This window comes from Variovorax paradoxus, from assembly GCA_016806145.1.
Taxonomy (GTDB): Bacteria; Pseudomonadota; Gammaproteobacteria; order Burkholderiales; family Burkholderiaceae_C; genus Variovorax.
Map to the genome: position 1 here is coordinate 1,181,768 of CP063166.1, position 24,734 is coordinate 1,206,501.

Consider the following 24,734-nt stretch of genomic DNA (forward strand, 5'->3'; position numbering starts at 1 on the left):
AGGCCCCAGATGGCTGCGATGGAACAATTTCACGGCACCACCATCGTGAGCGTGCGCCGCAAGACCCCCCAGGGCGACCAGGTCGCCATCGGCGGGGACGGGCAGGTCACACTCGGAAACATCGTCATCAAGGGCACGGCGCGCAAGGTGCGGCGGCTCTACCACGGCAAGGTGCTGGCCGGCTTCGCTGGCGCCACGGCCGACGCCTTCACCCTGTTCGAGCGCTTCGAGGCCAAGCTCGAGAAGCACCAGGGCCACCTCTCGCGCGCCGCGGTCGAACTCACCAAGGACTGGCGCACCGACCGCGTGCTGCGCCGCCTCGAGGCCATGCTGGCCGTGGCCGATGCCACCACCTCGCTGATCATCACCGGCAACGGCGACGTGCTGGAGCCCGAGAACGGCGTCATCGCCATCGGTTCGGGCGGTGCCTACGCGCAGTCGGCGGCCAAGGCGCTGCTCGACAACACCGAGCTCACGGCCGAGCAGATCGTGAAGAAATCGCTGGAGATAGCGGGCGAACTCTGCATTTACACGAACATGAACCACACCGTCGAGACGCTCTGAGGCCCGCCACCATGTCCATGACCCCCCAGGAAATCGTCTCCGAACTCGACAACCACATCGTCGGCCAGCCGCAGGCCAAGCGTGCCGTGGCCATCGCCCTGCGCAACCGCTGGCGCCGCCAGCAGGTCGACGACAAGCTGCGCGCCGAGATCACGCCCAAGAACATCCTCATGATCGGCCCCACGGGCGTGGGCAAGACCGAGATCGCACGCCGCCTCGCGCGGCTGGCCGATGCGCCCTTCATCAAGGTCGAGGCGACCAAGTTCACCGAGGTGGGCTACGTGGGCAAGGACGTCGATTCGATCATCCGCGACCTGGCCGAGATCGCCGTCAAGCAGACCCGCGAGGCCGAGAGCGCCAAGGTGCGCGCGCGTGCCGAGGACGCGGCCGAGGAGCGCATCCTCGACGTGCTGCTGCCGCCCGCGCGGCTGGCGGACGGCACCGCGCCCGACAGCGGCAACGCCACGCGCCAGGCCTTCCGCAAGAAGCTGCGCGAGCACCAGCTCGACGACAAGGAGATCGAGATCGACCTGGTCGAGACGCGCGCGCCGCTCGAGATCTTGGGCCCCGCCGGCATGGAGGAGATGGCCGAGCAGCTCAAGGGCATGTTCGGCCAGATGGGCCAGGGCAAGCGCAAGACGCGCAAGCTCAAGATCGCCGAGGCGATGCGCTTCCTGATCGACGAGGAAGCGGCCAAGCTGGTGAACGAGGACGAGATCCGCACCCAGGCGATCGCCAATGCCGAGCAGAACGGCATCGTCTTCATCGACGAGATCGACAAGGTCGCCACGCGCAGCGAGGCGCAGGGCACCGACGTCTCGCGCCAGGGCGTGCAGCGCGACCTGCTGCCGCTGGTCGAGGGCACGGCCGTGAGCACCAAGTACGGCGTGGTGCGCACCGACCACATGCTGTTCATCGCGAGCGGCGCCTTCCACTTGAGCAAGCCCAGCGACCTGATCCCCGAGCTGCAGGGGCGCTTCCCGATCCGTGTCGAGCTGCAGTCGCTGTCGGTGGCGGACTTCGAGAGCATCCTCACGCAGACCCGCGCCTCGCTCGTGAAGCAGTACCAGGCGCTGCTGGCCACCGAGGGCGTCACGCTCGACTTCACGCTCGAGGGCGTGACGCGTCTCGCGAGCATCGCCTTCGAGGTCAACGAGCGCACCGAGAACATCGGCGCACGCCGCCTGTCGACGGTGATGGAGCGTCTTCTCGATGAAGTAAGCTTCGACGCGGCCCGTCTCGAGGGCCAGACGATCCGCATCGATGCCGCCTACGTGGACCAACGCCTGGCGGCACTAAGTCACGACGAAGACCTGTCGCGCTTCATCCTCTGAAGTTGCCGCCCTTGCCCCTGTTACAGGGGCAATGCTTCACGCATCACATTCACTGCGTGAGCTAAGTCCTTCTTTCTCAACGAAATTCGCCGATTCCAGAATCTTGAAATCGGCGCTAAGTCGTTGATTCCATTACAAAAAATACCCCGCACGCCTGGTTGCGCAGGAAGTGTTTCCTGCTACAGTGCAAAAAAGTGCAGTTAAGTGGGAAAAAGTGCGAGTAGTGTGCCCTTCGGGCGCTGCGGCCTTCCCACCACAGGGGTTTCTCGGTCGTGTTTCAAGGCGCGTCATCGCTCAGTCTGGATGCCAAGGGGCGGCTTTCGGTGCCGACCCGGCATCGCGACGTCCTGAGCGCCACGGCGGGCGGCCAGCTCACGATCACCAAGCACCCCCATGGCTGCCTGATGGTGTTCCCGCGTCCGGAATGGGAGAAGTTCCGCGAGCGGATCGCCGCGCTGCCGATGTCGGCGCAGTGGTGGAAGCGGGTGTTCCTCGGCAACGCGATGGACGTCGAGATGGACGGCACCGGCCGCATCCTCGTGTCGCCCGAACTGCGTGCGGCCACGGGCATCACGCGCGACACCCTGCTGCTGGGCATGGGCAATCATTTCGAACTCTGGGACAAGGCCACCTACGAGGCCAAGGAGGCCGAGGCCACCCAGGGCGAAATGCCGGATGTGTTTCAGGACTTCGCGTTCTGAGGGGCATAGTGAATACCGCATGGACCCACACGACCGTTCTTCTGGACGAAGCGGTCGAAGCCCTTCTCGCAGGCCAGGCGGCCGCGCCCGGCACCTTCGTGGACGCGACCTTCGGCCGGGGCGGGCATTCGCGCGCGATCCTCGCGCGGCTGGCGCCGGAAGGCAGGTTGATTGCCTTCGACAAGGATGCGGAAGCGGTGACCGAAGCAGCGCGCATCTCGGATGCGCGTTTTTCCATCCGGCACCAGGGATTCCGTTCGCTGGGCGAGTTGCCCGGCGCGAGCGTGGCGGGTGTGCTGCTCGACCTGGGCGTGAGCTCGCCGCAGATCGACAACCCGGCGCGCGGTTTCAGTTTTCGTTTCGACGGCCCGCTCGACATGCGCATGGACACCACGCGCGGCGAGAGCGTGGCTGAGTGGCTGGCAACGGCAGAACTCCAACAAATTGCAGAGGTGATCCGTGACTATGGCGAAGAACGGTTTGCTGTTCAGATTGCAAAGGCGATTGTTGCTCGCAGACAAGAACGGGGCGCAATTTCAACCACCACCGAACTGGCCGAGCTCGTGGCTGGCACGGTCAAAACCCGCGAGCCGGGCCAGAACCCTGCAACGCGCACATTTCAGGCTCTTCGGATTTTCATCAACGCCGAGCTTGAAGAGCTGCAACAGGCGCTAGAGGCGAGCCTGTCGGTGCTGCAACCCGGCGGCCGGCTCGCGGTGATCAGTTTCCATTCGCTCGAAGACCGGATCGTGAAGCAGTTCATCGCGAAGCACTCGAAGGAGGTCTACGACCGCCGCGCGCCGTTCGCGGCGCCCAAGGCGATGCGGCTGCGCGCGCTCGAGCGCATCAAGCCCTCCGAGGCCGAGGTCAGCGGCAACCCGCGCTCGCGCAGCGCGATCCTGCGCGTGGCCGAACGAACGGAGACGCCATGAGCCGGTCCCGCGTCCACGGTCTCGTCCGTCCGATTTCCAGCCGCCGCACCCCGGGCGGCTTCGTGTCTTCTGCACCCGCCGCGCGCGGCGAACGGGGAGGCCGCTGAGATGGCACGCCTGAACCTGCTGCTTCTGCTGTCCGTGATCGCCACGGCGCTCTACCTCGTGCACACGCAATACCTGTCGCGCCAGCTCTACACCGAGCTCGACCGCACGATGCAGGAGACGCGCCGCCTCGAGCTCGACCACGACCGGCTGCAGGTCGAGAAGCGCGCGCAGGCCACCCCGCTGCGCGTGGAGAAGCTCGCGAAGGAACAGCTGCAGATGCGCACCACCTCGCCGGCCATCACGCAGTACGTGCGTCCCGACGGCAGCGTGATCCCGGCCGTGGTCGCACCGCCGCCCGCGCTGCCCGTCAACAAGCCGGCCGCCGCCGGTGCCGCCAGGGGGCAGCGATGAGCCGCCGCAGCGTGCGCTACACCACCAGCCCCCTGCTGGCGAGCAAGACGCCGGTGTGGCGCAGCAAGTTCATCGTCGGCGGCATCGCGCTGGGCTTCGTCGTGCTCGCGGGCCGCGCGGCCTACGTGCAGGTGTTCGGCAACAGCTTCTTCCAGCGCCAGGGCGAGGTGCGGTTCGCGCGCACGCTCGAGCTGCCGGCCAACCGCGGCCGCATCCTCGACCGCAACGGCCTGATCCTCGCGTCGAGCGTGGTGGCGCCCAGCATCTGGGCCATTCCAGAGGACGTGGAGCGCGACGATCCCGAGGTGCGCGCCAAGCTCAGGCAGGTGGCCAAGCTGCTCGAGATGCCGCAGAAGGACTTCGACAAGAAGCTCGAGGACGAGGACAAGACCTTCGTCTGGATCAAGCGCCAGGTCGACGAGCCGATCGCCAAGCAGATCGCCGCGATGAACCTCAAGGGCATCTACCAGCGCAAGGAATACAAGCGCCAGTACCCCGAGGGCGAGGCCGCCGCGCACGTGGTGGGCTTCACCAACGTCGAGGACAGCGGCCAGGAAGGCATCGAGCTCGCGTTCGACAAGGACCTGGCCGGCAAGGCCGGCTCGCGCCGCGTCATCAAGGACCGCCTGGGTCGCGTGGTCGAGGGCGTGGGCGAGCAGGTGCCGCCGCTCGACGGCAAGGACATCCAGCTCAGCGTCGACAGCAAGGTGCAGTTCTTCGCCTACCAGAAGCTGCGCGACGCCGTGACCGCGCGCAAGGCCAAGGCCGGCAGCGTGGTGGTGCTCGACGCCGTCACCGGCGAGGTGCTGGCGCTGGCCAACTACCCGAGCTACGTGCCCGACAAGCGCCAGAACCTCACGGGCGAGCAGTTGCGCAACCGCGCGATGACCGACACCTTCGAGCCCGGCTCGACCATGAAGCCGATCACCGTGGCGATGGCGCTGGAGGCCGGCCGGGTCAAGCCCTCGTCGCTGATCGAGACCTCGCCGGGCCGCTACCAGCTCGGCGGCTTCACCATCAGCGACACCCACAACTACGGCACGCTGACGGTCGAGGGCGTGATCCAGAAGTCGAGCAACGTCGGCGCGCTCAAGATCGCGCAGAAGATGACCCCGCACGAGATGTGGGACACCTACACCGCGCTCGGCTATGGCCAGAAGCCGCAGATCCAGTTCCCCGGCGCGGTCACCGGACGGCTGCGGCCCTGGAAGACCTGGAAGCCGGTCGAGCAGGCCACGATGGCCTACGGCTACGGCCTGTCGGCCTCGCTGTTTCAAATGGCACATTCGTACACCGCGTTCGCGCACGATGGCGCGATCATTCCGGCGACGATCCTCAAGAACACCGAACCGCCGGCCGGCGTGCGCGTCTTCTCGCCGTCGAACGCGCTCGCGGTGCGCAAGATGCTGCAGATGGCCGCGGGCCCGGGCGGCACCGGCACGCGCGCGCAGACGGTCGGCTACTCGGTCGGCGGCAAGTCGGGCACGGCCCACAAGCAGGTCGGCAAGGGCTACGCGAGCAACAAGTACCGCGCCTGGTTCACCGGCATGGCGCCGATCGAGAAGCCGCGCATCATCGTCGCGGTGATGATCGACGAGCCCAGCGACGGCCAGTACTTCGGCGGCCTGGCCGCGGCGCCCGTGTTCAGCGAGGTCGTGCAGCAGACGCTGCGCATGATGAACGTGCCGCCCGACCTGGCGGTCAAGCCTCTGGTGATGACCCAGGGCGTGGACGAGAGCTTCTGAGCATGCTGACCTTCACTTCCCCCCCACTGGCCGCGGCCTGGCTCAAGGAGCGGGTGCCGCAGGGCGCGCTGCATGCCGACAGCCGTTCGGTGGCCGCGGGCGACGTGTTCGTCGCCTGGCCCGGCGCCGCGACCGATGGCCGCAAGCACGTGGCGGCGGCGCTGGCTCGGGGCGCGGCGGCTTGCCTGGTCGAGCACGAGGGCGTCGAGGCCTTCGGCTTCGACGGCGACGAGCGCATCGTCAGCTACCCCGGCCTCAAGGCCGCCACCGGCCCGATCGCCGCGGCCTTCTACGACCATCCCTCGGCCCGGCTCGACCTGCTGGCCGTGACCGGCACCAACGGCAAGACCTCCACCGCCTGGTGGCTGGCCGAAGCGCTGTCGACCCTGCGGCCGGCCGGCGGCGTGCGCCCGATGCGGCCCGACGGCACGGTGCAGCGCGACGCGCCCTCGCCGTGCGCCGTGATGGGCACGCTGGGCATCGGCGTGCCGCCCGAACTCACCTACACCGGCCTCACCACGCCCGACCCCGTGATGATGCAGCGCGAGCTGCGCGCGCTGGTCGAGCGCGGCTTCGGCGCCTGCGCCATCGAGGCCTCGTCGATCGGCATCGCCGAGCGCCGGCTCGACGGCGCGCAGATCGCGGTGGCGGTGTTCACCAACTTCACGCAGGACCACCTCGACTACCACGGCAGCATGGATGCCTACTGGCAGGCCAAGGCCGAGCTGTTCCGCTGGCCCGGCCTGCGCGCCGCGGTGATCAACATCGACGACACCCACGGCGCCAGCCTGTGCGCCAACCTGATCGATGCCGGCGTCGGCGCGCTTGACGTCTGGACCGTGTCGGCCGACGGCAATCCGGCGCGCCTGATGGCGCGCGACATCGGCTACGGCGCCCAGGGCCTGCAGTTCTCGGTGGCCGAGCACGGCACCGCGGCCGTCGAGCGCGTGGCCACCGGCCTGATCGGCCAGTACAACGTGGCCAACCTGCTTGGCGTGCTCGGCACGCTGCGCGCGCTGGGCCTGACGCTCGCGCAGGCCGTGGCGGCGTGCGCCAACTTGAGCAGCGTGCCGGGCCGCATGGAGCGCGTGAGCGCCGAGGCCGGCGTGCCGCTCGCGGTGGTCGACTACGCCCACACGCCCGACGCCATCGACAAGGCGCTGGCCGGCCTGCGCCCGCTCGCGCAGCAGCGCGGCGGCAAGCTGTGGTGCGTGTTCGGCTGCGGCGGCGACCGCGACCCGATCAAGCGCCCGATGATGGCCGCCGTGGCCGAGCGCCAGGCCGACCTGGTCGTGGTGACCAGCGACAACCCGCGCAGCGAGAAGCCCGACGCGATCATCGCGCAGGTGCTGCGCGGCTTCGCGCGGCCCGAGCATGCGCGCGTGCAGGCCGACCGCGCGGCCGCCATCGCCGACACGATCGCGCAGGCCGCGCCCGAGGACGTGGTGCTGATCGCGGGCAAGGGCCACGAGGCCTGGCAGGAGATCGCGGGCCAGCGCCTGCCGTTCTCCGACCGCAGCCATGCGCACGACGCGCTCGCGAAACGGAGGGCTGCATGAGCGACACCACCTCCCTCGCGCTGACGCTGGCGCAACTGCAGCAGTGGATTCCGGGCGCGCGCCTCGTGGGCGATCCCGCGACCGTGATCGCGCGTGTGCACACCGACACCCGCACCCTGGCCGCGGGCGACCTGTTCGTCGCGCTCAAGGGCGAGAACTTCGATGCCAACGACTTCCTGCCGCAGGCCCGCGCCAGCGGTGCGGCGGCGGCGGTTGCGCACGGTGGCCTCGAGCCCGCGGGCCTGGCCGGCCTCGAGGTGCCCGACACTCTGGTGGCGCTCGGCGCCATCGGCGCACACTGGCGCGCCCAGTTCTCGCTGCCGCTGATCGCCGTGACCGGCAGCAACGGCAAGACCACCGTCACCCAGATGATCGCGGCCATCCTGATGGCCTCGAAGCCCGAGCGCGCGCTCGCGACCGCCGGCAACTTCAACAACGAGATCGGCGTGCCGCTGACCCTGCTGCGCCTGCGCGCGCAGCACCAGCGCGCGGTGGTCGAGCTCGGCATGAACCACCCGGGCGAGATCGCGCGGCTGGCCGCCATCTCGCGCCCGACCATCGCGCTGGTGAACAACGCCCAGCGCGAGCACCAGGAGTTCATGGTCAGCGTGGAAGCCGTGGCGGTCGAGAACGCCGCCGTGTTCGCGGTGCTGCCCGACGACGGCACGGCCGTGTTCCCGCACGGCGACGAGTTCACCACGCTGTGGAGCGACATGGCGCGCGACGGCGCCGCGCGCCGCTGCCTGAGCTTCGGCGAGCACGACGATGCCGACATCGGCCTCGAGCACGCCGAATGGACGCAGGGCGCCTGGCAGGTGCGCGTGCGCACGCCGCTCGGCGGTTTCGCCACGCGGCTGCACATCGCGGGCCGCCACAACGTGATCAATGCGCTCGCGGCCACCGCCTGCGCGCTGGCCGCGGGCGTGTCGATCGACACCATCGCCGCCGGCCTCGATGCCTTCGAGCCGGTCAAGGGCCGCTCCAAGGCCAGCGCGCTCGCGCTGGCCGGCGGCCGCGCCATCACGCTGGTCGACGACAGCTACAACGCCAACCCCGACTCGGTGCGCGCCGCGATCGACGTGCTCGCCGCGCTGCCGGGCCCGCGCCTGCTGGTGCTGGGCGACATGGCCGAGGTCGGCGAGCGTTCGGACGAATTCCATGCCGAGGTCGGCGACTGGGCGCGCCAGCGCGGCATCGAGACCGTCTACACGCTCGGCAGCGCCTCCGAGCACACCATCGCCGCCTTCCAGCGCGGCGACGCGGCCACGGTCGGCGGCGGACGCCATTTCGAGGACATCGACACCCTGAACGCCGCGGTGCTCGCGCGGCTGCCGCTGGTCGGCAGCGTGCTGGTCAAGGGCTCGCGCTCCATGAAGATGGAACGCGTGGTCCAGGTCATCGCCGCGCAGGGTGCGACCCCGCAGACACAACCACAACAAGAAGGAGGCCGTCCCTGATGCGGGGGCGGTGCGCAATTTCATGTTCATGAGCCTGGCCCAATGGCTGCAGACCCTCTCGCCGGAACTCGGGTTCCTGCGGGTGTTCCAGTACCTGACCTTCCGCGCGCTGATGGCGGCGCTGACCGCGCTCGTGGTCGGCCTCGTGGCCGGTCCGTACGTGATCCGGCGCCTGACCGCGCTGAAGATTGGTCAGCCGGTGCGCGGCTACGCGATGGAGACCCACCTGAGCAAGAGCGGCACGCCCACCATGGGCGGCGTGCTGGTGCTGTTCGCGATCGCCTTCGCCACCATCCTGTGGTTCGACCTCTCGAACCGCTTCGTCTGGATCGTGCTGTGGGTCACGCTGGGCTTCGGCGCGATCGGCTGGGTCGACGACTGGCGCAAGGTGGTGCACAAGGATCCCGAGGGCATGCGCTCGCGCGAGAAGTACTTCTGGCAATCGGTGGTGGGGCTGCTCGCGGCCTTCTACCTGCTGTTCAGCATCTCCGAGAGCTCGAACTGGCGCGTGCTGCAGCTGTTCTTCGCCTGGGTGCAGTCGGGCTTCGACCTCGACTTCCCGCCCAAGATCAACCTGCTGGTGCCCTTCTTCAAGGAAGTCAGCTATCCGCTGGGCGGTATCGGCTTCGTGATCCTCACCTACCTGGTGATCGTGGGCGCGAGCAACGCGGTGAACCTCACCGACGGTCTCGACGGCCTGGCGATCATGCCGGTGGTGATGGTGGGCTCGGCGCTGGGCGTGTTCGCCTACGTGACCGGCAGCGCGGTCTATTCGAAGTACCTGCTGTTCCCGAACATCCCGGGCTCGGGCGAGCTGCTGGTGTTCTGCTCGGCGATGGCCGGCGCGGGCCTGGCCTTCCTCTGGTTCAACACCCATCCGGCGCAGGTCTTCATGGGCGACGTGGGCGCGCTCGCGCTCGGCGGCGCGCTGGGCACCATCGCGGTCATCGTGCGCCAGGAGATCGTGTTCTTCATCATGGGCGGCATCTTCGTGGTCGAGGCGATCTCGGTGATGGCCCAGGTCACCTACTTCAAGTACACGAAGAAGCGCTTCGGCGAGGGCCGCCGCGTGCTCAAGATGGCGCCGCTGCACCACCACTTCGAGAAGAGCGGCTGGCGCGAGACGCAGGTCGTGGTGCGCTTCTGGATCATCACGATGCTGCTGTGCCTCGTGGGCCTGTCGACGCTGAAGCTGCGCTGAGAGACGACGCATGCGGCACCTGAAAGACCTCCCCGTCCTCATCCTCGGCCTCGGCGCGTCCGGGCTGGCGATGGCGCGCTGGTGCGCGCGCCACGGCGCGCAGGTGACGGTGGCCGACACGCGCGAGGCGCCGGCCTTGCTCGACACGCTGCGCGCCGAGTGGCCCGAGGCGGTGTTCGTCGGCGGGCCGTTCACGGCCGCGCTGATCGAGGGCACGCCGATCCGCGCCGTCTACCGCTCGCCGGGCCTGAGCCCCGAGACCATCGCGCCGGTGGCCGATGCGGCGCGCGCGGTCGGCCTGCCGGTGGGCGGCGAGCTCGACCTGTTCGCGCGCGCGCTGGCGGATCTCGCGATCGTCGAGACGCCGGCAGTGGCCGAGGTCGAGGAGGAAAGCGCGGCGCAAGGCGAACTGGCGCTGGAGGCGACGGTGCCGGCCGAGAGCGAGCCGGTGCCCGAGGTGGAGGCGCCTGTCGTGGCGCCCGAAGTTCAAGCGCCGGTGGCGGAAGAGGTCGTGGCCGAGGTCGAGCCAGCCGCGCCCGAGGCGCCCGCTGTGGCCGAGGCCATCGACGCCGTGACGCCCGCGAGCGAGGCATCGCCCGCCGAGCCCGAGCCTGCACTCGGCGAAGAAACCCCCGAGGCACCGCGCGCTCCGGCCGCCTTGCCCGAATCGATGCCGCGCGATCCCTCGCTGAGCGTCCCCGTGCTGCAGCCGCCCGAACCCGAGGCGCCGGCCGCCGATGCGCCCGTGGTGCAGGAAGGCGTCGAAGCAGCGCGGGAGCAGGGCGCCGAACCCGCCGCGATCGACACGCCGGACACCGCCGAAGACACGCCACCCGAGTCCGCCGAGTCCGAAGCCGCCGCCACGCCCGCCGCCGCACCGGCCCCCAAGCCCGCATCGAACCTGCCCGCCTTCACCGTCGGCAAGCCCTACGTCCCCACGGCCGCGAAGGAAGCGGCCGACTTTGTCGCGAAGATCGCCGAGTTCGCCGCCACCAATCCCGCTTCGGCCGTGGCCGAGGAAGAGCCCGCGCCGCAGCCCGAGGCCCAGCCCGAGCCGGCCCCCGCGCCCGAACCCGCCAAGGGCTACACGCCGGTCGTGCTCGCGATCACCGGCACCAACGGCAAGACCACGGTCACGGCGCTGACCGGCCAGCTCATCGAGCGCGGCGGCAAGAGCGTGGCGGTGGCCGGCAACATCGGCCCGACCCTGCTCGACACGCTGAGCGCGCACCTCGATGCCGGCACGCTGCCCGAGGCCTGGGTGATCGAGCTCTCGAGCTTCCAGCTCGACGGTGTGCAGGGCTTCGAGCCCGCGGCCGCGACGGTGCTCAACATCACGCAGGACCACCTGGACTGGCACGGCGACATGCCGGCCTATGCGCAGGCCAAGTCGCGCATCTTCGGCAAGACCGCGCTGATGGTGCTCAACCGCGACGACCCGACCGTGATGGCGATGCTCGCCACCGCGGGGCAGGAGCCAGTCAAGCCCGTCGAGGAGGTGGTGAACGCCCGCGGCGCGCGCCGTGCGCCGGCCAAGCCCAAGGCGCAGCGCGTGCAGGTGCGCCCGCACGTCACCTTCGGCGCCAACATGCCGCAGCGCCCCGGCGACTACGGCATCGAGCGCGTCAACGGCATGAGCTGGCTGGTGCGCGCGCACGAGGCCGACGAGACGCAGAAGCGCAAGCGCGGCCAGGTGGTCGAGGAAGAGATCTTCGTGCAGCGCCTGATGCCGGCCGACGCGCTGCGCATCCGCGGCCGCCACAACGCGATGAACGCACTCGCCGCGCTGGCGCTCGCGAACGCGGCCGACTGTCCGCTCGGCCCGATGCTCTACGGCCTGCGCGAGTACCGCGGCGAGCCGCACCGCGTCGAGCCGGTGGCGCTGATCGACGACGTCGAGTACTTCGACGACAGCAAGGGCACCAACGTGGGCGCCACCGTGGCGGCGCTCGGCGGCCTCGGCGAGGACCGCCGCGTGGTCGTGATCCTCGGCGGCGACGGCAAGGGCCAGGACTTCGAGCCGCTCGCGCTGCCGGTGCGCCAGTACGCGCGCGCCGTGGTGCTGATCGGCCGCGACGCGCCGCTGATCGAGGCCGCGCTGGCTGCCACCGGCGTCACGCTGATGCATGCGGGCTCGATGCACGAGGCCGTGCAGCTGGCCGCGCGCCGCGCCCACCCCGGCGATGCCGTGCTGCTGTCACCGGCCTGTGCGAGCTTCGACATGTTCAAGAACTACCCGCACCGCGCGGCGGTGTTCCGCGAGGCCGTGCAGGCGCTCGAGGACGAGCCGCGCGACTTCGGGGAAACCGATTCGACGGAAGGACCGGCATCGTGAACTCCGCCGCCGCGGGCGCCACGCCCAACACCCGACCCGGCCGCTTCAGCGGCTGGTTCCGGCGCGCGCGCAGCGGCATCGACGCGCTGCCGGTGCATCTGCCGGTGCGCCTCGGTGGCGCCGGCTTCACGCAGACCAAGGCCACGCCGATCCGCGTGTTGGGCTTCGACCAGGCGCTGGTGTGGGTCACGGTCGCGCTGCTGACCTGGGGCCTGATCATGGTCTATTCGGCCTCGATCGCGCTGCCCGACAACCCGCGCTTCGCGCGCGCCGGCTACAACGCCTCGTACTTCCTCACGCGTCACGCGGCCTCGGTGGTGTTCGCCTTCGTCGCCGCGCTGCTGGCCTTCCAGATCCCGATGAAGACCTGGGAGCGCGCCGCGCCCTGGCTGTTCGTGGCCTCGCTGCTGCTGCTGGTGGCGGTGCTGATCCCGCACATCGGCATCAGCGTGAACGGCGCGCGGCGCTGGCTGCCGATGGGCTTCATGCGCTTCCAGCCCTCCGAGCTCGCGAAGGTCGCGATGGTGCTCTATGCCGCCAGCTACATGGTGCGCAAGATGGAGATCAAGGAGCGCTTCTTCCGCGCCGTGCTGCCGATGGGCATCGCGGTGGTGGTGGTTGGCATGCTGGTGATGGCCGAGCCCGACATGGGCGCCTTCATGGTGATCGCGGTGATCGCGATGGGCATCCTGTTCCTCGGCGGCGTGAATGCGCGCATGTTCTTCGTGATCGCCGCGCTGGTGGTGGTGGCCTTCGGCACCATCGTGGCCACCAGCCCATGGCGGCGCGAGCGGATCTTCGCCTACCTCGATCCGTGGAGCGAGGAGCACGCGCTCGGCAAGGGCTACCAGCTCTCGCACTCGCTGATCGCCATCGGCCGCGGCGAGATCTTCGGCGTCGGCCTCGGCGGCAGCGTCGAGAAGCTGCACTGGCTGCCCGAGGCCCACACCGACTTCCTGCTGGCCGTGATCGGCGAGGAGTTCGGCCTGGTCGGCGTGCTGCTGATCATCGGCCTGTTCCTCTGGCTCACGCGCCGCGTGATGCACATCGGCCGCCAGGCGATCGCGCTCGACCGCGTGTTCTCGGGCCTCGTGGCCCAGGGCGTGGGCGTGTGGATCGGCTTCCAGGCCTTCATCAACATGGGCGTGAACCTCGGCGCGCTGCCGACCAAGGGCCTCACGCTGCCGCTGATGAGCTTCGGCGGCTCGGCGATCCTGATGAACATGGTGGCGCTGGCGATCGTGCTGCGCATCGACTACGAGAATCGAGTGTTGATGCGGGGAGGCCGCGTATGACCGGCCGCACCGCGCTCGTGATGGCCGGCGGCACCGGCGGCCACATCTTCCCGGGCCTCGCCGTGGCCGAGGCGCTGCGCGAGCGCGGCTGGCGCGTGCACTGGCTGGGCGCGCCCGGTGGCATGGAGGAGAAGCTGGTGCCGCCGCGCGGCTTCGCCTTCGAGCCGGTGCAGTTCGGCGGCGTGCGCGGCAAGGGCCCGCTCACGCTGTTCCTGCTGCCGCTGCGCCTGCTGCGCGCCTTCTGGCAGAGCCTGCGCGTGGTGCGCCGCGTGAAGCCCGACGTGCTGGTGGGCCTGGGCGGCTACATCACTTTTCCGGGCGGGATGATGGGCGTGCTGCTCAACAAGCCGCTGGTGCTGCACGAGCAGAACTCGGTCGCGGGCCTCGCCAACAAGGTGCTGGCGGGCGTGGCCGACCGCGTCTTCACCGCCTTCCCCAACGTGCTCAAGAAGGCGCAGTGGATCGGCAATCCGCTGCGCGCGGCCTTCACCTCGCAGCCGGCGCCGGCCGAGCGCTTCGCGGGCCGCGGCGGTCCGCTCAAGCTGCTGGTGGTCGGCGGCAGCCTTGGCGCCAAGGCGCTCAACGCGGTGGTGCCGCAGGCGCTCGCGCGCATCGAACCGGGCACGCGCCCGCAGGTGCTGCACCAGAGCGGCGCCAAGCAGATCGACGAGCTGCGCGCCAACTACGCGGCCGCCGGCGTCGAGGGCGAGCTCACGCCCTTCATCGAGGACACGGCCCTGGCCTATGCCGAGGCCGACCTCATCGTCGCGCGCGCCGGTGCCAGCACCGTGACCGAAATCGCGGCCGTCGGCGCCGCGGCGCTGTTCGTGCCTTTTCCTTCCGCGGTCGACGACCACCAGACCACCAACGCGCGCTTCCTCGTCGATGCCGGCGGCGGCTGGCTGGTGCAACAGACCGATCTCACCCCTGAATTGCTGGCCGATTTGCTACAGAAGACACAACGAACCGAACTGATCGAACGCGCGGAACGCGCCAAGACGATGCGCAAGACCGAGGCCGTCGAGGCGATGGTGCGCGCTTGCGAGGAGCTGGCCCGATGAAGCACGCGATCCATCACATTCACTTCGTGGGCGTCGGCGGCTCGGGCATGAGCGGCATCGCCGAAGTGCTGCTGAACCTCGGCTACCGCATCACCGGCTCCGACCTGTCCGACAGCGCCACCCTGCGCCGGCTCGCCGACCTGGGCATCGGCACCTTCGTGGGCCATGCGGCCGCGAACGTGGAGGGCGCCGACGCGGTCGTGACCTCGACCGCGGTGCAGGCCGACAACCCCGAGGTGCTGACCGCGCGCGAGAAGCGCATTCCGATCGTGCCGCGCGCCGTCATGCTGGCCGAGCTGATGCGCCTGAAACAGGGCATCGCGATCGCCGGCACGCACGGCAAGACCACCACCACCAGCCTGGTGGCGAGCGTGCTCGCGGCCGCGGGGCTCGATCCCACCTTCGTGATCGGTGGCCGGCTCAACAGCGCCGGCGCCAATGCGCGCCTGGGCAGCGGCGACTACATCGTGGTCGAGGCCGACGAGTCCGACGCCTCGTTCCTGAACCTGCTGCCGGTGATGGCGGTGGTCACGAACATCGACGCCGACCACATGGAGACCTACGGCCACGACTTCGGCAAGCTGAAGAAGGCCTTCGTCGACTTCCTGCACCGCATGCCCTTCTACGGCACGGCGATCCTGTGCACCGACGATCCGGCGGTGCGCGAGATCGTGGCCGACGTGACCTGCCCGGTCACCCGCTACGGCTTCGGCGAGGACGCGCAGGTGCGCGCGGTCGACGTGCGCGCCGTCGGCGGCCAGATGCACTTCACCGCGCAGCGCCGCAACGGGGTGACCCTGCCGGACCTGCCGGTGGTGCTGAACCTGCCGGGCGAGCACAACGTGCGCAACGCGCTGTCGGCGATCGCGGTGGCGGTCGAGCTCGGCATCGCCGACGAGGCGGTGCAGCGCGGGCTGGCCGGCTTCAAGGGCGTGGGCCGGCGCTTCCAGAGCTACGGCGAGGTCGCGGCCAAGGCCGGCGACGGCAGCTTCACCGTGATCGACGACTACGGCCACCACCCGGTGGAGATGGCCGCCACGCTCGCGGCCGCGCGCGGCGCCTTCCCGGGCCGGCGCCTGGTGCTGGCCTTCCAGCCGCACCGCTACACCCGCACGCGCGACTGCTTCGAGGATTTCGTCAAGGTCATCGGCACCGCCGACGCGGTGCTGCTCGGCGAGGTCTACGCGGCCGGCGAGCAGCCCATCGTGGCGGCCGACGGCCGCACGCTGGCGCGCGCGCTGCGCGTGGCCGGCAAGGTCGAGCCGGTGTTCGTCGACGACATCGCCGCGATGCCGCAGGCCATTCTCGACAACGCGCGTGCCGGCGACGTGGTGCTGTGCATGGGCGCGGGCTCCATCGGCGCGGTGCCGGGCAAGGTGGTCGAGCTCGGCGCGGCGCCGGCGGTGGCCGCATCTTCTTCATCCACGACATCGCAGCACGCTGCGCACAAGGGGGAGGCGTCGTGAGCCTTCAGGATCCCAAACTCTTCGGCAAGGTCGCCGTGCTGTTCGGCGGCAGTTCGGCCGAGCGCGAGGTCTCGCTGATGTCGGGCACCGGCGTGCTCGAGGCGTTGCGCTCGCGCGGCGTCGATGCCCATGCCTTCGACCCGTCGCAGCGCGACCTGTCCGAGCTCCGGCGCGAGGGCTTCGCGCGCTGCTTCGTGGCGCTGCATGGCCGTCACGGCGAGGACGGCACGGTGCAGGGCGCGCTCGAGATGCTCGGCATTCCCTACACCGGCTCGGGCGTGATGGCCTCGAGCGTGGCGATGGACAAGGTCATGACCAAGCGCATCTGGCAGGCCGACGGCCTGCCCACGCCCAGGTACGTGCGCCTGGCCTTCGACCAGCAGAGCCGCGAACAGGTGATGGCGGTGCCCGACGTGCTGGGCCTGCCGCTGATCGTGAAGCCGCCGCGCGAGGGTTCCTCGATCGGCGTGACCAAGGTCGAGGGCTACTCGCAGATGCAGGACGCGGTGACGCTGTCGGTCAAGTACGACGCCGACGTGCTGTGCGAGGAGTTCATCGAGGGCGAGGAAGTCACCTGCGCCGTGCTCGGCAGTGGCCTCGACGCGCATGCGCTGCCGGTGGTGCGCATCGCCGCGCCCGAGGGTGCCTACGACTACCAGAACAAGTACTTCACCGACGACGTGAAATACCACTGCCCGAGCGGCCTGCCCGAGGCGGAGGAGCGCGAGATCCAGCGCATCGCGCTGGCGGCCTATCGCACGCTCGGCTGCCGCGGCTGGGGCCGTGCCGACGTGATGATCCGCGCCAGCGACCGCAAGCCCTTCCTGCTCGAGATGAACACCTCGCCGGGCATGACCAGCCATTCGCTGGTGCCGATGTCGGCGCGCGCGGCGGGCATCGCCTACGAGGAACTCTGCCTGCGCGTGCTGGCCACGGCCACGCTCGACGCCACGGGAGGCGCGCACTGAAGATGGCCGACAGCATCCCCACGCCCTTCGACGTCAAGCTCATGAACATCGTCGCGAACCTCGCATTCGTGGCGGTGGGCCTGATGCTGCTCGCCGCAGGCGCCTGGTGGGTGCTGCGCCAGCCCTTCTTCCCGATCGCGGGCATCAAGGTCGACGGCGAGGTGACGCACAACAACGCCGTCACCCTGCGCGCCAACGTGGCGCCGCAGCTCAAGGGCAACTTCTTCACCGTCGACCTCGCGCGCGCGCGCACCGCCTTCGAGTCGGTGCCGTGGGTGCGCAGCGCGGTGGTGCGGCGCGAGTTCCCGAACAGGCTGCGCGTGACGCTGACCGAGCAGGTGCCGGTGGCCAACTGGGGCGACGAGTCGAGCTCCAGGCTGATCAACGGCTTCGGCGACGTGTTCGAGGCCAACGTGGCGGAGGTCGACGACAAGCTGCCGCGACTCGACGGCCCGATCGAGCAGGCCGGACAGGTGCTGGGCATGTATCGCGTGCTGCAGCCGATGTTCGAGCCCTACGACCTCGGCCTCGACGCGCTCACGCTGTCGAGCCGGGGCAGCTGGCGGGCGCAGCTCGACAGCGGCGCGACGATCGAATTGGGCCGAGGCCAGAGCGAGGAGGTGGCGGCGCGACTGCAGCGCTTCCTGAAGACCGTGACGCAGGTCGCGGGGCAGTACCGCCGGACCATGGACGACGTCGAGGGCGCCGACCTGCGCCACAACGACGCCTATGCGTTGCGCTTGCGCGGCGTCACCACCGTGGTGACCGACCCCAAGACGCCCAAGAAGAAATAGACGAATACCGAGGACATATCAATGCCCAAAGAATACAAGGACCTGGTCGTCGGCCTCGACATCGGCACCGCGAAGGTGATGGTGGTCGTGGCCGAGGTGCTGCAAGGCGGCGAGCTCAAGCTCGCGGGCCTGGGCATCGCGCCCAGCAATGGCTTGAAGCGCGGCGTGGTGGTGAACATCGACGCCACCGTGCAGAGCATCCAGCAGGCGCTCAAGGAAGCGGAGCTGATGGCCGACTGCAAGATCGGTCGCGTCTACACCGGCATCACCGGCAGCCACATCCGCGGCATCAACTCCAGCGGCATGGTGGCGGTGAAGGACAAGGAAGTGACGCCGGCCGACGTGGCGCGCGTGGTCGAGACCGCGCGTGCCATCAACATCTCGAGCGACCAGCGCCTCTTGCTGGTGGAGCCGCAGGAGTTCGTGATCGACGGCCAGGACGTGAAGGAGCCGATCGGCATGAGCGGCATGCGGCTGGAGGCCAAGGTGCACATCGTGACCGGCGCGCAGAGCGCGGCCGAGAACATCATCAAGTGCGTGCGCCGCTGCGGCCTCGAGGTCGACCAGCTGATGCTGAACCCGCTGGCCTCGAGCCAGGCGGTGCTGACCGAGGACGAGCGCGAGCTCGGCGTGGTGCTGGTGGACATCGGCGCGGGCACCACCGACGTCGCGATCTTCACCAACGGTGCGATCCGCCACACGGCCGTGATCCCGATCGCGGGCGACCTGATCACCAGCGACATCGCGATGGCGCTGCGCACGCCGACCAAGGACGCGGAAGACATCAAGGTCGAGAACGGCTTCGCCAAGCAGCTGCTGGCCGATCCCGACACGCAGGTCGAGGTGCCCGGCCTCGGCGACCGCGGTCCGCGCATGCTGAGCAAGCAGGCGCTGGCCGGCGTGATCGAGCCGCGCATCGAGGAGATCTTCTCGCTGGTGCAGCAGGTGGTGCGCGAGTCGGGCTACGAGGAAGTGCTGTCGTCCGGCGTGGTGCTCACCGGCGGCAGCGCCGTGATGCCCGGCATGGTCGAGCTCGGCGAGGACATCTTCCTCAAGCCCGTGCGCCGCGGCATCCCGAAGTATTCGAGCGCGCTCTCGGACATGGTCGCGCAGCCGCGCGCGGCCACCGTGATGGGCCTGCTCGAGGAGGCCCGCTTCGCACGCATGCGCGGCTTCAAGGTGGCGCAGAAGAACGGTTCGGTAAAAACCGCGTTCGGACGTTTCAAGGACTTCATCGTGGGGAACTTCTGACCATGAACCACTCCCCACTCTGGCTCGCGCGCGGCAGCCCTCCCTTGCATTTCAACGAGCGATGGCGACGAACAGGTCCACCATCGCGACGATGAATTCGTTCTCGTCGGGTACCCCCAAAAAAGATTCATTGATAGACAACGGCAACTGCAAGATTCAAGGAGTAGAAGATGACCATCGAAATGATCGAAGTTGAAGAATTCAACCAAGGCACGCAGATCAAGGTGATCGGTGTTGGCGGTGGCGGCGGCAACGCGGTCGCGCACATGATGGAACGCGGCGTGCAGGGCGTGCAGTTCGTCTGCGCGAACACCGACGCGCAGGCCCTGCAGCGCAGCAGCGCGCAGCGCAACATCCAGCTCGGCCTGAGCGGCCTGGGTGCCGGCAGCAAGCCCGAGAAGGGCCGTGAGGCCGCCGAAGCCGCGGTGGACGAGATCCGCGCGGCCATCGACGGCGCGCACATGCTGTTCATCACGGCCGGCATGGGTGGCGGCACCGGCACCGGCGCCGCGCCGGTGATCGCGCGCGTGGCCAAGGAAATGGGCATCCTCACCGTGGGCGTGGTGACCAAGCCCTTCGACTGGGAAGGCGGCCGTCGCATGACCAACGCCGAAGCCGGCCTGGCCGAGCTCGAGGCCAACGTCGACTCGCTGATCGTGGTGCTCAACGAGAAGCTGCTCGACGTGCTGGGCGAGGACATCACCCAGGAAGAAGCCTTCGCGCAGGCCAACGACGTGCTGAAGAACGCCGTGGGCGGCATCTCGGAAATCATCAACGAGTACGGCGGCGTGAACGTCGACTTCGAGGACGTGCGCACCGTGATGGGCGAGCCGGGCAAGGCGATGATGGGCACGGCCGTGTCCTCGGGTCCCGACCGCGCGCGCATCGCGGCCGAGCAGGCCGTGGCCTGCCCGCTGCTCGAAGGCATCGACCTCTCGGGCGCCAAGGGCGTGCTGGTGCTGGTGACCGCGTCGAAGAATTCGCTGAAGCTCAACGAGTCGAAGCTCGCGATGAACACCATCCGCGCCTACGCTTCGCCCGATGCGCACGTGATCTACGGCGCGGCCTACGACGACGCCCTCGGTGACGAGATGCGCGTGACCGTGGTCGCCACCGGCCTGTCGCGCGCCGACGCGCGCCGCCAGGCACCGACGCTCGAGGTGATCCGCACCGGCACCGACAACATCCCGTTCAACGTGCCCTCGATGGGTACCGGCCACAGCCTGGGCGGCAGCCAGCCCAACTACGAAGGCATGGCCGTGCCCAGCGTGTGGCGCACCAACCGCACGATGGCCGCGGCCAAGGTCGACGCGCTGTCCTCGGGTGGCATGGACGACTTCGAGATCCCGGCCTTCCTGCGCCGCCAGGCCGACTGAGACCCTACCGGACCAGGGCCCGCCGCGGGTATCCCGAAAGAGATGCCGCGCGGCGCGCCCGACCGGACGCAGAGGGTTTGAAGAACACGCAAGAGGCGCAGGAGGAGGCCCAGATAAAGCCTTCCCGCCTGTATCAGGCGCGTTTTCTTCATCCCTTTGCGTCCATTTCGGGGCTACGCCATACGAACGATGTCTATGGGTGTAATAGCCAGGGGATTGGCGCGCCACGCGCGCCGCGCGCCTAAAATCGCAGGCGTGCTGCAACAACGAACCCTCAAGTCGATCAGCCGCGCCGTGGGCGTGGGGCTTCACAGCGGGCAGCGCGTGGAACTCACGCTGCGTCCCGCGCCGGCCGACACGGGCATCGTGTTCCGCCGCGTCGACCTGCCCGAACCTGCCGAGATCCGCATGACCGCCGAGGCGGTCACCGACACCCGGCTGGCCTCGACCGTCTCCACCGGCGGCGCCAAGGTCCAGACCGTCGAACATCTGATGTCGGCCTGCGCCGGCCTGGGCATCGACAACCTCTACATCGACATCACGGCCGACGAGGTACCGATCCTCGACGGCTCGGCCTCGTCCTTCGTGTTCCTGCTGCAGAGCGCGGGCATCGAATTCCAGAAGGCGCCGCGGCGCTTCATCCGCGTGCTGCGCAAGGTCGAGGTGCGCGAGGGCGACGGCGCCAACGAGAAGTGGGCGAGCCTCGAGCCGTACCACGGCTACAAGCTCAGCTTCGAGATCGACTTCGACCACCGCGTTGTCAATTCCACGGGCCAGCGCGTCGAGTTCGATATCGGCAGCGGCTCGTACAGCCGCGACATCGCGCGCGCGCGCACCTTCGGCTTCACGAAGGACGTCGAGTACATGCGCACCCGGGGCCTCGCGCTCGGCGGCGGCCTCGACAACGCCGTGGTGATGGACGACACCAAGGTGCTCAATGCCGGCGGCCTGCGCTACGACGACGAGTTCGTGAAGCACAAGATCCTCGACGCGATGGGCGACCTCTACATCGTCGGCAAGCCGCTGCTCGCGGCCTACACCGCCTTCCGCTCGGGTCATGCGCTCAACAACAAGCTGCTGCGCGAACTGCTCGCGCACGACGACGCCTACGAGATCGTGACCTTCGCGGACGAGAAGCGCGCGCCGCGCGGCTTCAACGAAGTCGCGCGCGCCTGGTAGGCCAGGCCGCGGCCGATCCACGCATGCTCCTCTTTCGCTGGGCCCTGCTGTTCCTCCTGCTGATGGCCGGCGTCTCGTTCGCGTTCTATGCCGGCACCGGCCAGCCCAAGTACCGCCGCTTCGGCTGGATCGTGCTCAAGTGGACCTTGCTCGCGGCCTGCGGTTTCTTCGCGGTGCTGATCGCCGAGCGCGTGGCCTGATCCACGCCGGCGACGCCGGATGGCCGGCGCCGCGTGGATCGCGGCTCACACTCCTCCGTCCGGAGGAGATTTCATTAAGAATTCCTTTTGTAGTATCCGCCCCGAAATTTTGATCGGGGAGTGGGTGGATGACTCCATCGCAACAGGGTGGCGTCTGCGGCGTGGCCGAGGCGCAGGAAGAACAGAAAGAACAGGCAGCGGGACGGATCTTCGGGCTGGATCTTCTGCGGGCACTGGCCATCGGCGGCGTGCTCGTCAGTCATCTGCAACTGGTGTTCTGGGGCGGCCGCTCGGCGCTGGCCGGCGTCCTGGGCACCCTGGGCGTCGAGCTCTTCTTCGTGCTCAGCGGCTTCCTCATCGGCGGCCTGCTGCTCGACATCCTCGAGCAGGGCGCCGGCCCGCGCGCCCTGTGGACCTTTCTCGTGCGGCGCTGGATGCGCACCATCCCGCTGTACTACCTGTGGCTCGGCGTGCTGCTGCTGTGCGGAACCTGGGCCGGCGCCACGCGATGGCCCTGGTTCTTCATGAGCTTCACGCAGAACCTGGCCTGGCCGATGACCAGCGTCTGGTACGACGTCTCCTGGTCGCTGATGGTCGAGGAGTGGTTCTACCTGCTGTTCGCCAGCCTTCTGCTCGCGCTGGCCGGCGTCATGCGCGCCTCGCGGGCCCTCGGCATCGCCTGCGCGCTCTTCATCGTGCTGCCCTTGCTGGCGCGCTGGCTCGCCGACGACCCGCTCGTGGCCGACTGGGATGCCCAGATCCGCAAGGTCGTGCTGCTGCACCTCGACGCCATCGCCTATGGCGTGGCCATGGCCTGGCTGATGCGCAGCCGGCGCCGGGCCTGCGATGCGCTCGCGCTGCCGATGCTGGCGCTGGGCCTGGCACTGGTCGCGGCCTCGCTGCTGAGCAGCCTGGATCCGGCCTCCTACCGCAGCGCGACATGGCGCGCGGGCTTCTTCGGCATGGCCTCGACGGGCTTCGCGCTGTGCTTTCCGGCCGTCGTGCGGCTGCGGCAGCCGGGCTGGGGCCTGGATGCGGCGGTGCGCTGGACCAGCCAGCGGTCCTACGGCATGTACATCGTCCACCTGTCGGTGATGGAGTTCGCGCGCCGGCTGGTGCTCGACGGCACGCTGCAGCCGCGCGAGGGCCTGCTGCTGGCGGGCCTGGCCACCGCCGCGCTGGCCGAGCTGTCCTACCGGCTGGTGGAGGTGCCGCTGCTGGTCCGGCGTCCGCCGCAGCATGCGCGCGGCGAAGGCGGCCATCGCAACCGCCGCGGCATGCGCGTCATCGCTTCCTGAGCGCGCCGCCGCTTCAGCGCGAGCGGCCCTGCCGGTAGCGCCCGGTCGACGAGCTCGACAGCGTGGTGGCTTCGGCCAGCCGCGCCAGCGAACGTCCGACCTGCGCATGCGTGATCGCGATGCCCAGCGCGTCGGCCGCGTCGCTGCCGGGCAGGCCCGGCAGCTCGAGCAGGCGCTTCACCATCTCCTGCACCTGTGCCTTGGCCGCCTGGCCGTGGCCCGCCACCGCCTTCTTCATCTGCAGCGCGGTGTACTCGGCCACCGGCAGGTCGTTGCTGACCAGCGCGGTCACGCAGGCGCCGCGCGCCTGGCCCAGCAGCAAGGTGGACTGCGGATTGACGTTGACGAACACGATCTCGACCGCCGAACTGTCGGGCCGGTAGCGCTCGGTGATCTCGGCGATGCCGTCGAACAGCACCTTGAGGCGCTGCGGCAGGCTGCCGCTGGTGACGCTGCGCGTGCTGATGGTGCCGCTGGCCACGTAGCGCAGCGCATGGCCGTCGACATCGACGATGCCGAAGCCGGTGGTGTTGAGGCCGGGGTCGATGCCCAGGATACGCATCGTGTGTCTAGGCTCCGAAGTACCAGCGCACGGAATGGAAGAAGATCGGCGCCGCGAAGCACAGCGCGTCGACGCGGTCGAGCAGGCCGTTGGCGCCGGTCACGCCCACGCCCTTCTGGCCCCAGTTGGGAATGCCGCGGTCGCGCTTGAGCGCCTTCATCACCAGGTGGCCCATCGAACCCGCGATGCAGGCGATGACCGAGACCGCGAGCGCCTGGCCGAACCTGAAGGGCGTGATGAAGGAGAACAGCGCGCCCACCAGGCTGGCGACCGCGATGCCGATGCCCCAACTGGTCCAGTTGAAGCTGCGGCTCACGTTCGGCGCGAACGGCGCGCGCTGGCTGCGGCGCGAGATCAGGTGCTGCACCAGCACCGAGGTCTGGACCACGAACACCAGGAAGAACACGAGGAAGGCGCTCTTGCCCTCGTAGCCCGGAAAGCTCAGCAACAGCAGCGCCGGCACGTGGCTCATGCCGTAGACGCAGACCATGATGCCCCACTGCAGCTTGGCGTTGCGCTCGAGGAAGTGGCTCGGGTCGTCGGCCAGCGCGCTGGCCACCGGGATCGCGAGGAAGACGTAGACCGGGATGAACACGGTGAACAGGTCGAAGCGCGCGGTGGCCACGAGCCAGAACTGCACCGGCAGCACCACGAAGAAGGCGAGGATCAGGCTGCGGTGGTCGCCGCGCCGCGTGGGCGAGAGGGTGATGAACTCGCGCAGCGCGAAGAAGGCGATCAGCGCGAACAGCACCGTCGCCACGGTCTCGCCGAGCGCCCAGCCGATCCAGAAGATCACGGCCATGAACCAGGTGGTGCCCAGCAGCTTGCGGAAGTGCGCGAGCTCGGCCTGCCAGGTGGCGTCGTGCACCGGGGTGCGCCGCTCCCTGAAGCTCAGGAAGAAGGCGGCGGTGCTCACGATCACGAGCACGCCGAAGACGATCAGGAACAGCGCCGCGACCTGCTGCGTGGGGCTGAGGCTGCGCAGGAACTGGTTCAT

Annotated in this window: 22 protein-coding genes; 20 read left to right on the forward strand and 2 right to left on the reverse strand. The window is 69.3% G+C overall.

The window, feature by feature from the left end; all coding sequences use genetic code 11:
• The first annotated feature begins 18 nt into the window (after positions 1–18).
• From hslV to INQ48_05570, 20 genes are all read left to right on the forward strand, one after another.
• Positions 19–564, forward strand: coding sequence for an ATP-dependent protease subunit HslV (gene hslV, locus INQ48_05475; GenBank protein ID QRF58695.1), 546 nt, complete (start codon positions 19–21; stop codon positions 562–564).
• Between the two features lie 11 nt (positions 565–575).
• Positions 576–1,898: an ATP-dependent protease ATPase subunit HslU gene (hslU, locus tag INQ48_05480; protein QRF58696.1), complete on the forward strand. Its 1,323-nt coding sequence runs from the start codon at positions 576–578 to the stop codon at positions 1,896–1,898.
• Between the two features lie 272 nt (positions 1,899–2,170).
• Complete coding sequence (mraZ, locus tag INQ48_05485) at positions 2,171–2,599, forward strand: division/cell wall cluster transcriptional repressor MraZ (protein ID QRF58697.1); 429 nt, start codon at positions 2,171–2,173, stop codon at positions 2,597–2,599.
• 8 nt (positions 2,600–2,607) lie between these two features.
• Positions 2,608–3,531 carry a 16S rRNA (cytosine(1402)-N(4))-methyltransferase RsmH gene (rsmH, locus tag INQ48_05490; GenBank protein QRF58698.1) on the forward strand — a complete coding sequence of 308 codons (924 nt, stop codon included), beginning with the start codon at positions 2,608–2,610 and terminating at the stop codon, positions 3,529–3,531.
• A 108-nt stretch (positions 3,532–3,639) separates the two neighbouring features.
• Entirely contained in the window at positions 3,640–3,990 is a 351-nt protein-coding gene (gene ftsL, locus INQ48_05495) for a cell division protein FtsL (GenBank protein ID QRF58699.1), read from the forward strand.
• Entirely contained in the window at positions 3,987–5,735 is a 1,749-nt protein-coding gene (locus INQ48_05500; GenBank protein QRF58700.1) for a penicillin-binding protein 2, read from the forward strand. The genes ftsL and INQ48_05500 overlap by 4 nt, the downstream gene beginning before the upstream one ends.
• A 2-nt stretch (positions 5,736–5,737) precedes the next feature.
• A complete protein-coding gene (locus INQ48_05505; protein ID QRF58701.1) occupies positions 5,738–7,294 on the forward strand; it encodes a UDP-N-acetylmuramoyl-L-alanyl-D-glutamate--2,6-diaminopimelate ligase in 1,557 nt (518 codons plus the stop codon).
• On the forward strand, positions 7,291–8,751 hold the full coding sequence (gene murF, locus INQ48_05510; GenBank protein QRF58702.1) for a UDP-N-acetylmuramoyl-tripeptide--D-alanyl-D-alanine ligase: 1,461 nt from the start codon (positions 7,291–7,293) through the stop codon (positions 8,749–8,751). Before INQ48_05505 ends, murF begins: the two co-directional genes overlap by 4 nt.
• 22 nt (positions 8,752–8,773) lie before the next feature.
• On the forward strand, positions 8,774–9,952 hold the full coding sequence (locus tag INQ48_05515) for a phospho-N-acetylmuramoyl-pentapeptide-transferase (protein QRF58703.1): 1,179 nt from the start codon (positions 8,774–8,776) through the stop codon (positions 9,950–9,952).
• Positions 9,953–9,962: 10 nt separating this feature from the next.
• Complete coding sequence (locus tag INQ48_05520) at positions 9,963–12,287, forward strand: UDP-N-acetylmuramoyl-L-alanine--D-glutamate ligase (GenBank protein ID QRF58704.1); 2,325 nt, start codon at positions 9,963–9,965, stop codon at positions 12,285–12,287.
• A complete protein-coding gene (gene ftsW, locus INQ48_05525) occupies positions 12,284–13,582 on the forward strand; it encodes a putative lipid II flippase FtsW (GenBank protein QRF58705.1) in 1,299 nt (432 codons plus the stop codon). Before INQ48_05520 ends, ftsW begins: the two co-directional genes overlap by 4 nt.
• On the forward strand, positions 13,579–14,643 hold the full coding sequence (gene murG, locus INQ48_05530) for an undecaprenyldiphospho-muramoylpentapeptide beta-N-acetylglucosaminyltransferase (GenBank protein ID QRF58706.1): 1,065 nt from the start codon (positions 13,579–13,581) through the stop codon (positions 14,641–14,643). Before ftsW ends, murG begins: the two co-directional genes overlap by 4 nt.
• Entirely contained in the window at positions 14,640–16,109 is a 1,470-nt protein-coding gene (locus INQ48_05535; protein ID QRF58707.1) for a UDP-N-acetylmuramate--L-alanine ligase, read from the forward strand. The genes murG and INQ48_05535 overlap by 4 nt, the downstream gene beginning before the upstream one ends.
• Positions 16,106–17,077, forward strand: a complete 972-nt coding sequence (locus tag INQ48_05540; GenBank protein QRF58708.1) for a D-alanine--D-alanine ligase — start codon at positions 16,106–16,108, stop codon at positions 17,075–17,077. Before INQ48_05535 ends, INQ48_05540 begins: the two co-directional genes overlap by 4 nt.
• 2 nt (positions 17,078–17,079) lie before the next feature.
• Positions 17,080–17,871 carry a cell division protein FtsQ/DivIB gene (locus INQ48_05545; GenBank protein QRF58709.1) on the forward strand — a complete coding sequence of 264 codons (792 nt, stop codon included), beginning with the start codon at positions 17,080–17,082 and terminating at the stop codon, positions 17,869–17,871.
• A 21-nt stretch (positions 17,872–17,892) separates the two neighbouring features.
• Positions 17,893–19,122: a cell division protein FtsA gene (gene ftsA / locus INQ48_05550; protein ID QRF58710.1), complete on the forward strand. Its 1,230-nt coding sequence runs from the start codon at positions 17,893–17,895 to the stop codon at positions 19,120–19,122.
• Positions 19,123–19,292: 170 nt separating this feature from the next.
• On the forward strand, positions 19,293–20,498 hold the full coding sequence (ftsZ, locus tag INQ48_05555) for a cell division protein FtsZ (GenBank protein ID QRF58711.1): 1,206 nt from the start codon (positions 19,293–19,295) through the stop codon (positions 20,496–20,498).
• A gap of 255 nt (positions 20,499–20,753) precedes the next feature.
• Entirely contained in the window at positions 20,754–21,677 is a 924-nt protein-coding gene (locus INQ48_05560; GenBank protein ID QRF58712.1) for a UDP-3-O-acyl-N-acetylglucosamine deacetylase, read from the forward strand.
• A 23-nt stretch (positions 21,678–21,700) separates the two neighbouring features.
• A complete protein-coding gene (locus tag INQ48_05565; GenBank protein QRF58713.1) occupies positions 21,701–21,877 on the forward strand; it encodes a hypothetical protein in 177 nt (58 codons plus the stop codon).
• Positions 21,878–22,005: 128 nt separating this feature from the next.
• Entirely contained in the window at positions 22,006–23,175 is a 1,170-nt protein-coding gene (locus INQ48_05570; GenBank protein QRF58714.1) for an acyltransferase, read from the forward strand.
• A 13-nt stretch (positions 23,176–23,188) separates the two neighbouring features.
• On the opposite strand, the gene ruvC is transcribed toward INQ48_05570, so the two are convergent.
• Entirely contained in the window at positions 23,189–23,737 is a 549-nt protein-coding gene (gene ruvC / locus INQ48_05575) for a crossover junction endodeoxyribonuclease RuvC (protein ID QRF58715.1), read from the reverse strand.
• Between the two features lie 7 nt (positions 23,738–23,744).
• A complete protein-coding gene (locus tag INQ48_05580; GenBank protein QRF58716.1) occupies positions 23,745–24,734 on the reverse strand; it encodes a phosphatidate cytidylyltransferase in 990 nt (329 codons plus the stop codon).

Bases quoted from the DNA above. Each gene is read 5' to 3' on its own strand.
- INQ48_05570 (QRF58714.1), top strand. From the start codon at position 22,006: ATGACTCCATCGCAACAGGGTGGCGTCTGCGGCGTGGCCGAGGCGCAG.
- ftsZ (QRF58711.1), top strand. From the start codon at position 19,293: ATGACCATCGAAATGATCGAAGTTGAAGAATTCAACCAAGGCACGCAG.
- INQ48_05535 (QRF58707.1), top strand. From the start codon at position 14,640: ATGAAGCACGCGATCCATCACATTCACTTCGTGGGCGTCGGCGGCTCG.
- hslV (QRF58695.1), top strand. From the start codon at position 19: ATGGAACAATTTCACGGCACCACCATCGTGAGCGTGCGCCGCAAGACC.
- ftsL (QRF58699.1), top strand. From the start codon at position 3,640: ATGGCACGCCTGAACCTGCTGCTTCTGCTGTCCGTGATCGCCACGGCG.
- INQ48_05545 (QRF58709.1), top strand. From the start codon at position 17,080: ATGGCCGACAGCATCCCCACGCCCTTCGACGTCAAGCTCATGAACATC.
- INQ48_05515 (QRF58703.1), top strand. From the start codon at position 8,774: ATGTTCATGAGCCTGGCCCAATGGCTGCAGACCCTCTCGCCGGAACTC.
- INQ48_05520 (QRF58704.1), top strand. From the start codon at position 9,963: ATGCGGCACCTGAAAGACCTCCCCGTCCTCATCCTCGGCCTCGGCGCG.
- INQ48_05580 (QRF58716.1), bottom strand. From the start codon at position 24,734: ATGAACCAGTTCCTGCGCAGCCTCAGCCCCACGCAGCAGGTCGCGGCG.
- hslU (QRF58696.1), top strand. From the start codon at position 576: ATGTCCATGACCCCCCAGGAAATCGTCTCCGAACTCGACAACCACATC.
- INQ48_05505 (QRF58701.1), top strand. From the start codon at position 5,738: ATGCTGACCTTCACTTCCCCCCCACTGGCCGCGGCCTGGCTCAAGGAG.
- murG (QRF58706.1), top strand. From the start codon at position 13,579: ATGACCGGCCGCACCGCGCTCGTGATGGCCGGCGGCACCGGCGGCCAC.
- ftsA (QRF58710.1), top strand. From the start codon at position 17,893: ATGCCCAAAGAATACAAGGACCTGGTCGTCGGCCTCGACATCGGCACC.
- ruvC (QRF58715.1), bottom strand. From the start codon at position 23,737: ATGCGTATCCTGGGCATCGACCCCGGCCTCAACACCACCGGCTTCGGC.
- INQ48_05500 (QRF58700.1), top strand. From the start codon at position 3,987: ATGAGCCGCCGCAGCGTGCGCTACACCACCAGCCCCCTGCTGGCGAGC.
- INQ48_05565 (QRF58713.1), top strand. From the start codon at position 21,701: ATGCTCCTCTTTCGCTGGGCCCTGCTGTTCCTCCTGCTGATGGCCGGC.
- murF (QRF58702.1), top strand. From the start codon at position 7,291: ATGAGCGACACCACCTCCCTCGCGCTGACGCTGGCGCAACTGCAGCAG.